This is a genomic window from Pseudomonas emilianonis (assembly GCF_023072625.1).
GTDB classification, from domain to species: Bacteria; Pseudomonadota; Gammaproteobacteria; order Pseudomonadales; family Pseudomonadaceae; genus Aquipseudomonas; species Aquipseudomonas paraveronii.
In genome coordinates this window covers 1-7,180 of record NZ_JAKNRV010000268.1, presented here as the reverse complement: position 1 = coordinate 7,180, position 7,180 = coordinate 1, and the positions used below count along the sequence as shown (strand labels likewise).

Genomic DNA, 7,180 nt, shown 5'->3' with positions numbered 1-7,180 from the left:
CCGTTCCCCGACAACCATTTCGACTGCGTGACCATCGCGTTCGGCCTGCGCAACGTGACCCACAAGGAAGACGCGATCCGCTCGATGCTGCGCGTGCTCAAGCCCGGTGGCCGCCTGCTGGTGCTGGCGGGCATGACCGATGCCATAGGCTTCATGGCCAGCGGCGACTTTGTCTCATTCATGAGCGGCAACACCACGCGCCTGGCGGTGGCAATCAGCGAAGGCGACCTGGGCCTGACCGGGCGCCTGCTATTGCTGGTCGCAACCTTCATCGTCGGCAACGCCTTGGGTGTCATGGTCAGCCGTATCAGCCGGCGCCACGCCCTGCCCTTGCTGCTGTGCATTGCGACGCTGCTCTGCGCCGGCGCGCTGTGGCCGTTCGACGATATGCTGCCGGCCTTGCTGGCGGCAATTGTGGCGATGGGCATGCTCAATGCCGCCGTCGAAGAAGTGAACGGATTGCCGGTGGGGCTCACCTATGTCACCGGAGCGCTATCACGCTTTGGTCGCGGGCTGGGCCGCTGGCTGCTGGGGGAGCGTCGCAATGGGTGGCGCGTGCAACTGGTCCCATGGACGGGGATGTTTATCGGGGCGGTGATCGGTGCGCTGCTGGAGCATCGGATGGGCTTGAGTGCGCTGCTGGTCAGCGGGGCGCTGGCTGCAGTGTTGGGCGTGGTGTCACTGAAGATCCCCCGGCGCTGGCACTTGGGGTACATGCCGCGCTGATAACCAGAGGTGCTCGCCCGACGTTACGGCCTCGACGTCCGTGTACTGGTAAAGAGCCATCACGTCGAGCGAGCGGGTGAATCATAAGACAATGTCCAGCGTCTGTCCCGCCAGGCATGTCCTAAAACCACTAAGGCAACGGATTACAGACAAGTCGCGAGTGCGGCCAAACGACGCTTGGCGACCATAGAGTCATCAGCGGCGTAGTAATGGACGGAGGAACCGGCCCCTGCGCTGCGCACGTCGACAAAGTAGTCGCCGCCGGTGGTGTACACCGTGAAACCACCCGCCTCGATCGGCTCTTTGAAGCCGCCGGCGTCGACACCAAACACCGTCTCGTCCTGCCAGCCGAACTGGATACATTGGGCAACCACCAGCGCAGCCTTGTCCGAAGCCAAGGTCTTGTAGGGCGTGCCGGAGCGTGCCGCGTTCATTTTCGAGCCCGCGCAACCGCCCAGTGCAGCCAGTACCAATGCGCCAATTACCAGTTTCCGCATGCCATCGCTCCTTGGAAAAAAACGCGACTCTACCATTAGCAGGCGACACTCACGGATTATTACGTCACCCTGTCGCCTACTTGCGAGCTCGCTTCTACCTGGAAAACCGATGACACCCAATGCCGAACACTACAACCCATCCACCGACTATGCCGACAAGCTGATCAGCCGCATCGGCCAGACGCCCACGTGGATCGCCAAGCGCATTGGCGTGACGGACAAGCGGATTCGCTACATTCTCGACGGCGAGCGCACGGTGAAAGGCGAAAGTACGCCGATCCAGATGACCTACACCGAGCAGTTTGCGCTGGAGTGCCTGGCGGCCGAGGCCAAGGCGAAAAAGAAGCCGGCGCCGGCCGCTGAATGAATTTAGTTTCACTGTGACGGTAGAACCCGCCACGGATAATGGCCTGGCTCACTTTTAGAAGTTCCCTTCAGCCCGCCCTCCCGCGGGCTTTTTTTCGCCTGCGCGTTTAAAGCCACCAGCGAAACAGGTAGAACAACGCCATGCTCAACAGCACCGTGAGCAGCACATTGCGCGTCCAGAACATCAGCGCCACCGCACAGATCCCGGCCAGCAGGTAGGGGTTGGCCGGGCTCAGGTTGAGCTGGTGGTCGGCGAAAAAAATGATCGGCCCGCAGATTGCCGTGAGCATGCCCGGCACCGCAAACCCGAGAAACTCACGCGCACCACGATTGAGCCGCACGGGCAGGCGCGGTTCGATAAACAGGTAGCGGTTAAGAAATACGATCAGTCCCATTGCAACAATCATCACGAAGATCATGCCTGCCCTACTCCCAGTCGCTTGCAGGCAAACCCTGCGCTCATGCCCAACACACCCGACACCACCACGGCCGACTCCCATTGCAAGAAGCTCAAGCCCACCGAGCCCAACAGCGCCACCGCCACGCACACCACGGTGGGCACATCGCGCACCACGGGCGTGATCAACGCGATAAAGGTCGCGGCGATCGAGAACTCCAGGCCCAGGTGTTCGAGCCCTGGAATACTCTTGCCCAGGACGATGCCGGCGAGGGTAAACAGGTTCCAGGCGATATAGAACGTCAGGCCAACGCCCAGCGCGTACCAACGGTTGAAGGTTTCGCGGTCGTACTGGCTGACCAGGGCGAAGAACTCATCGGTCATCAGGAAGCCCAGGCTCATGCGCCAGCGCGGCTTGAACGCCGACAAGGTAGGACGCAGATGCATGCCGTAGAGCAAATGTTGCGAGGTCAGCAGCAAGGTCGTGAGCAAGATGGAGATCAGGCTGGCGCCGCTCTTAACCATGCCGATGGCGACCAGTTGCGCGGCGCCGGCAAAGACAATGGCGGAAAGGCCTTGGGCTTCGAGCGGGGAAAACTGCGCATCAATGGCCATTGAACCGGCCAGCAAGCCCCAGGGCGCGCACGCCAGGGATAGCGGAATGACAGCAATCGCGCCACGGGCGAATGCGTAATGAGGTAAGGCAGTAGGCATGGGAACCGCTCATCGACAGACAGTCGACAAGCATGCCAGCGCCATGTGCAGGTTGTCTTGAACGATCTTGCTCAGGCCAGCTTGACGGACACCTGCTCCACCGAGTCTCGCGCTTCGCGCAGCTCATAGGCATCCTGGTTGAGGCGGTGGATGGTATTGAGCAAGCGCTGGCGCAGCACTTCATCGCCGAGTTTTTCGACGGCGCGCATCAGATCAAACGCCGCGGTTTCATTATTTTCCGCGACGGAATCGAGGGTCTTGCGCAGGTTGCGAGTGGCACGGGTCACGCGTGGTCTTCCTTCATCAGCTATGGGCAGGCACTTTAGGACATTTGTGTTTCATTTTAATTTCAATCACTTGTGGCGTGTTCCCAGACATTTGATCCATATCAATTGAAACAGGATTTGACTGCAATATATGGAAATACGTATATTCGAATACACGTATACGCACAGGCCGTGGCCATGTCAGACCCTTTCTCCCCTCCTGCTCTGTTCAAATGCCTGGCCGATGCCACGCGTTTGCGAATGACCCTGTTGGTCCTGCGCGAAGGCGAACTTTGCGTGTGCGAACTGATCCATGCACTTGACGACAGCCAGCCGAAAATCTCACGCCACCTCGCGCAACTGCGCAGCAGCGGGTTACTGCTGGATCGGCGCCAGGGGCAATGGATCTACTACCGCATCAATCCGGCACTGCCCGCCTGGGTAACTCACGTGCTGGACACCACCCTGCAAGCCAACCAGCCATGGTTGCAAAACGACGCGCAGCGTCTTGATGCAATGGGCGACAGACCACAACGAGCCAGCACCTGCTGTTGAACTACCGGAGCGTTTATCCATGCTTGTCGCAATTGCGATTTTTATCTTCACCATCGTCCTGGTCATCTGGCAGCCCAAAGGCCTGGGCGTCGGCTGGAGCGCGACCCTGGGCGCGATACTCGCACTGGCCTGTGGCGTGATCAGCCTGGCGGACATTCCGGTGGTGTGGCACATCATCTGGAATGCCACCGGCACCTTTGTCGCGCTGATCGTCATCAGCCTGTTGCTGGATGAGGCCGGATTCTTTGCCTGGGCAGCGTTGCATGTGGCCCTTTGGGGCCGTGGGCGCGGCCGGCGGTTGTTTGCCTATATGGTGCTGCTGGGCGCGCTGGTGTCGGCGCTGTTTGCCAATGACGGCGCGGCGCTGATCCTCACGCCCATTGTGATGTCGATGTTGCTGGCGCTGCGTTTTTCCCCGGCGGCAACCCTCGCGTTCGTCATGGGCGCAGGGTTTATTGCCGACACGGCGAGCCTGCCGTTGGTGGTGTCGAACCTGGTGAACATTGTCTCGGCGGACTATTTCAAGATCGGCTTCAATGAATACGCGGCAGTGATGGTGCCGGTCAACCTCGTCAGCGTCGCCGCCACCCTGGCGGTGCTGCTGTGGTTTTTCCGCCGCGATATTCCGCAGACCTACGACCCGGCCGACCTGGCTGACCCGGCCAGCGCCATTCACGATCGCGCCACCTTTCGCGCCGGCTGGTGGGTGCTGGGCATCCTGCTGGTCGGGTGTTTTGCCCTCGAACCGCTGGGGATTCCCATCAGTGCCATCTCTGCCGCGTGCGCGGTGTTGCTGCTGGTGATCGCAGCCAAAGGCCACAAGATTTCCACGCGCAAAGTGCTCAAGGACGCGCCCTGGCAGATCGTGATCTTTTCCCTGGGTATGTACCTGGTGGTCTACGGGCTGCGCAACGCCGGACTGACCACCTACCTGGCCACCTGGCTCGACACCTTCGCCACCTACGGCGTGTGGGGCGCGGCCATGGGCACCGGGGTGCTGACGGCATTGCTGTCCTCAGCAATGAACAACCTGCCGACGGTGTTGATCGGTGCGCTGTCCATCGAATCCAGCCATGCCGTCGGCGTGATCAAGGACGCGATGATCTACGCCAATGTGATCGGCAGCGACCTCGGCCCAAAAATCACCCCCATCGGCAGCCTGGCGACCCTGCTATGGCTGCATATCCTGGCGCGCAAAGGCATCACCATCACCTGGGGTTATTACTTCAAGGTCGGGATTGTACTGACCTTGCCGGTGCTGCTGATCACGCTCGCCGCCCTCGCCTTGCGCCTTAGCCTCTAAAGGACATCCGCCAATGAAAGTCTTGTTCATGTGTACCGCCAATAGCTGCCGGAGCATTTTGTCCGAAGCGATGTTCAACCACCTGGCGCCGCAAGGGTTTCAGGCGGTCAGCTCCGGCAGCTTCCCCAAGGGCCAGGTGCTGCCCCGCAGCCTGAGTACCTTGCAGGCGGCGGGCATCCGCACCGAGGGCCTGTACAGCAAGGGTAACGACGCCTTTGAAGGCAGCCCGCCGGATGTGGTGATCACGGTGTGCGACAAGGCTGCCGGTGAGTCCTGCCCAGTGTATTTCGGCCCGGCGCTGAAGGCGCATTGGGGGTTGGAAGATCCTTCGGATGTCGACGGCGACGAGGCAAGCATCCAAGCCGCCTTCGACGCCACGTTGCGCACCATCGCCACGCGCTGCCAGGCGTTTTTCGCCCTGCCCTTTGCCGATCTCGACCCTGGCGAACTGAAAGCAGAACTCGAGCGCATTGCGCTGTTGCAGGCGGAGCAAGCATGACCACCCTGCCCAATCTGGACGCGTCGTTGATCACTTCACGCCCTGTCGAACCGAGTCAGCCCCCGCGCATTCTGCTGCTCTATGGATCGACCCGCGAACGCTCGTTCAGCCGCCTGCTGGTGGAAGAGTCCGCGCGCCTCTTGCAACACTTCGGCGCGCAAACGCGCATCTTTAACCCGAGCGGTTTGCCATTACCCGATGATGCTCCGCGTGAGCATCCCAAAGTGCAGGAACTGTTGGAGCTGATGCAATGGTCGGAAGGCCAGGTCTGGTGCTCCCCTGAACGACACGGTTCGATGTCAGCGGTGTTCAAGGCACAAATCGACTGGGTGCCACTGTCCTTGGGCGCGGTCCGCCCGACCCAGGGCAAGACCCTGGCGGTGATGCAAGTGTGCGGCGGCTCCCAGTCGTTCAACACGGTCAACCAACTGCGCGTACTCGGCCGCTGGATGCGTATGTTCACCATCCCCAATCAATCCTCGGTGCCCAAGGCGTTCATGGAGTTCGATGATCAGGACCGCATGAAACCCTCGGCGCTCTATGATCGCGTTGTCGATGTGATGGAAGAACTGGTGAAGTTCACCGTGCTGCTGCGTGATCGCCCGGACTTGGTAGACCGCTACTCGGAGCGCAAGGAAAGCGCGGATGAACTGTCGCAACGGGTCAATCAACGGTCGATCTGAGCCCTGCCGAGGGGGTATGCTCACGTCCATCCCGTGACTGAGCCGACCCCATGAGCACCCTGCAACACGCCTGGCTGGGCAACTACGAAATCAACAGCGTCCATTGCACCGGCCTGACCTTTGCGCGCCACAGCCATGACGAATGCGTGATCGGCGTGAATCTTGTAGGCGAGGAAAAAGTCTGGCTGGACCGCCAGGAGTTCGAGGCCGGGCCAGGGTCCATCACCCTGTATAACCCAGGGCAGATTCAGGGCGGCGGTGCGGCGGACGGAGCGCCGTGGCAGTTTGTCAGCCTCTACGTCAGCGAGAACCAATTGGCCGGCGACCTAGGGCTGGCGCATGTCGAGTTCGATCGATCGCTGTGCTTCCAGCCGGATGTCGCACGGCGCCTGGCGGCAGTGGCGAAGGGCGCCTTAAGCGGCGACGCGCTGGTCCGTGAGTTGAACGAAGACGCCTTGGTTGTATTGCTGGGCGAAGTGGTCAGCCTCAGCGGCGTGCGCGTGCCCGCCAGCGCGGCCGCCGGTAAAAGCCTGATCGGTCGCGCCCAGGAGTTGCTTGCCGAACAACTGCATCAATCGCTGCCCCTGGACCACCTCGGCGAGGAGCTGGGGTTGTCCAAGTTCCACTTGCTGCGCACCTTTCAAAAAGAGACCGGGCTCAGCCCTCGTCAGTGGGCCATGCAATTGCGCACGCGCCGCGCCAAAGGCCTATTGCGCAATGGGATGGCGGCCGGCGAGGTCGCGCATCAGCTCGGTTTTGCCGACCAAAGCCACCTCAACCGGCATTTCCGCGCAGCCTATGGCATCACGCCCGGCCGTTATCAAAGTGTGGCGAAACGCTGAACAGCACAATCTGGTCCAAGACAACCTCTGCGTGCGCCAGCACACTGCCCGCCATCATTTGATGGAGCACTGGCATGCTGGCGATCTTCTTCTACGCACTGGTATTCGGTTTTGTGTTTTGCCTCTCCCCCGGCGCTGTGCTGGCGGAGACCCTTCGCCGTGGCTTGCTGCACGGTTTTACTCCCGCGCTGCTGGTGCAGGTCGGTTCGCTGGTCGGCGACGCGGTGTGGAAGGTGCTGCTCTTTGTCTACGCGATGTCCGGGGCGTTGGCCGGGCTTGGCGCGGTGATGAGTGCTTCACGCCTGTTCGCCGCCAACGGCCTGCAACTGGGC

General features: G+C 61.2%; 12 protein-coding genes and 1 pseudogene. 9 read left to right on the top strand and 4 right to left on the bottom strand.

Features of this window, described 5'->3' with window-relative positions:
* Together L9Z73_RS21895 and L9Z73_RS21890 are read left to right on the top strand one after the other, a co-directional pair.
* A pseudogene (locus L9Z73_RS21895) lies at nucleotides 1-126 on the top strand (class I SAM-dependent methyltransferase); the annotation flags it as partial.
* Nucleotides 121-726, top strand: coding sequence for a YoaK family protein (locus L9Z73_RS21890; protein ID WP_430624305.1), 606 nt, complete (start codon nucleotides 121-123; stop codon nucleotides 724-726). The pseudogene L9Z73_RS21895 and the gene L9Z73_RS21890, both read left to right, overlap by 6 nt.
* A 143-nt stretch (nucleotides 727-869) precedes the next feature.
* Here the strand turns inward: L9Z73_RS21890 and L9Z73_RS21885 are convergent, their stop codons facing one another.
* Entirely contained in the window at nucleotides 870-1,223 is a 354-nt protein-coding gene (locus tag L9Z73_RS21885; RefSeq protein ID WP_247405367.1) for a hypothetical protein, read from the bottom strand.
* Between the two features lie 109 nt (nucleotides 1,224-1,332).
* Here L9Z73_RS21885 and L9Z73_RS21880 point away from each other — a divergent pair, with 109 nt between their 5' ends.
* Nucleotides 1,333-1,590, top strand: a complete 258-nt coding sequence (locus L9Z73_RS21880; protein ID WP_247405364.1) for a hypothetical protein — start codon at nucleotides 1,333-1,335, stop codon at nucleotides 1,588-1,590.
* 106 nt (nucleotides 1,591-1,696) lie between these two features.
* On the opposite strand, the gene L9Z73_RS21875 is transcribed toward L9Z73_RS21880, so the two are convergent.
* From L9Z73_RS21875 to L9Z73_RS21865, 3 genes are all read right to left on the bottom strand, one after another.
* Nucleotides 1,697-2,008, bottom strand: a complete 312-nt coding sequence (locus L9Z73_RS21875) for an AzlD domain-containing protein (RefSeq protein ID WP_247405361.1) — start codon at nucleotides 2,006-2,008, stop codon at nucleotides 1,697-1,699.
* On the bottom strand, nucleotides 2,005-2,700 hold the full coding sequence (locus tag L9Z73_RS21870; protein ID WP_247405359.1) for an AzlC family ABC transporter permease: 696 nt from the start codon (nucleotides 2,698-2,700) through the stop codon (nucleotides 2,005-2,007). The genes L9Z73_RS21875 and L9Z73_RS21870 overlap by 4 nt, the downstream gene beginning before the upstream one ends.
* Before the next feature lie 71 nt (nucleotides 2,701-2,771).
* Nucleotides 2,772-2,987 carry a hypothetical protein gene (locus tag L9Z73_RS21865; RefSeq protein WP_003191339.1) on the bottom strand — a complete coding sequence of 72 codons (216 nt, stop codon included), beginning with the start codon at nucleotides 2,985-2,987 and terminating at the stop codon, nucleotides 2,772-2,774.
* 177 nt (nucleotides 2,988-3,164) lie between these two features.
* Between L9Z73_RS21865 and L9Z73_RS21860 the strand changes: the two genes are divergently transcribed.
* The 6 genes from L9Z73_RS21860 to L9Z73_RS21835 all read left to right on the top strand — a co-directional run.
* Nucleotides 3,165-3,521, top strand: a complete 357-nt coding sequence (locus L9Z73_RS21860) for a metalloregulator ArsR/SmtB family transcription factor (RefSeq protein WP_247405356.1) — start codon at nucleotides 3,165-3,167, stop codon at nucleotides 3,519-3,521.
* 19 nt (nucleotides 3,522-3,540) lie between these two features.
* Entirely contained in the window at nucleotides 3,541-4,824 is a 1,284-nt protein-coding gene (locus L9Z73_RS21855; protein ID WP_247405353.1) for an arsenic transporter, read from the top strand.
* 13 nt (nucleotides 4,825-4,837) lie between these two features.
* Nucleotides 4,838-5,323 carry an arsenate reductase ArsC gene (locus tag L9Z73_RS21850; protein WP_247405350.1) on the top strand — a complete coding sequence of 162 codons (486 nt, stop codon included), beginning with the start codon at nucleotides 4,838-4,840 and terminating at the stop codon, nucleotides 5,321-5,323.
* Nucleotides 5,320-6,006 (top strand): arsenical resistance protein ArsH, encoded by a 687-nt coding sequence (arsH, locus tag L9Z73_RS21845; protein ID WP_247405347.1) that lies wholly within the window; start codon nucleotides 5,320-5,322, stop codon nucleotides 6,004-6,006. Before L9Z73_RS21850 ends, arsH begins: the two co-directional genes overlap by 4 nt.
* Before the next feature lie 50 nt (nucleotides 6,007-6,056).
* Nucleotides 6,057-6,848 carry an AraC family transcriptional regulator gene (locus L9Z73_RS21840; RefSeq protein ID WP_247405344.1) on the top strand — a complete coding sequence of 264 codons (792 nt, stop codon included), beginning with the start codon at nucleotides 6,057-6,059 and terminating at the stop codon, nucleotides 6,846-6,848.
* 74 nt (nucleotides 6,849-6,922) lie between these two features.
* A partial coding sequence (locus L9Z73_RS21835) for a LysE family transporter (RefSeq protein ID WP_345894180.1) occupies nucleotides 6,923-7,180 on the top strand: 258 nt, incomplete at its 3' end.

What these genes read in the sequence shown, in the direction of transcription:
- L9Z73_RS21885 (WP_247405367.1), bottom strand. Translation starts at nt 1,223, where the DNA reads ATGCGGAAACTGGTAATTGGCGCATTGGTACTGGCTGCACTGGGCGGT.
- L9Z73_RS21880 (WP_247405364.1), top strand. Translation starts at nt 1,333, where the DNA reads ATGACACCCAATGCCGAACACTACAACCCATCCACCGACTATGCCGAC.
- L9Z73_RS21875 (WP_247405361.1), bottom strand. Translation starts at nt 2,008, where the DNA reads ATGATCTTCGTGATGATTGTTGCAATGGGACTGATCGTATTTCTTAAC.
- L9Z73_RS21870 (WP_247405359.1), bottom strand. Translation starts at nt 2,700, where the DNA reads ATGCCTACTGCCTTACCTCATTACGCATTCGCCCGTGGCGCGATTGCT.
- L9Z73_RS21860 (WP_247405356.1), top strand. Translation starts at nt 3,165, where the DNA reads ATGTCAGACCCTTTCTCCCCTCCTGCTCTGTTCAAATGCCTGGCCGAT.
- L9Z73_RS21855 (WP_247405353.1), top strand. Translation starts at nt 3,541, where the DNA reads ATGCTTGTCGCAATTGCGATTTTTATCTTCACCATCGTCCTGGTCATC.
- L9Z73_RS21850 (WP_247405350.1), top strand. Translation starts at nt 4,838, where the DNA reads ATGAAAGTCTTGTTCATGTGTACCGCCAATAGCTGCCGGAGCATTTTG.
- arsH (WP_247405347.1), top strand. Translation starts at nt 5,320, where the DNA reads ATGACCACCCTGCCCAATCTGGACGCGTCGTTGATCACTTCACGCCCT.
- L9Z73_RS21840 (WP_247405344.1), top strand. Translation starts at nt 6,057, where the DNA reads ATGAGCACCCTGCAACACGCCTGGCTGGGCAACTACGAAATCAACAGC.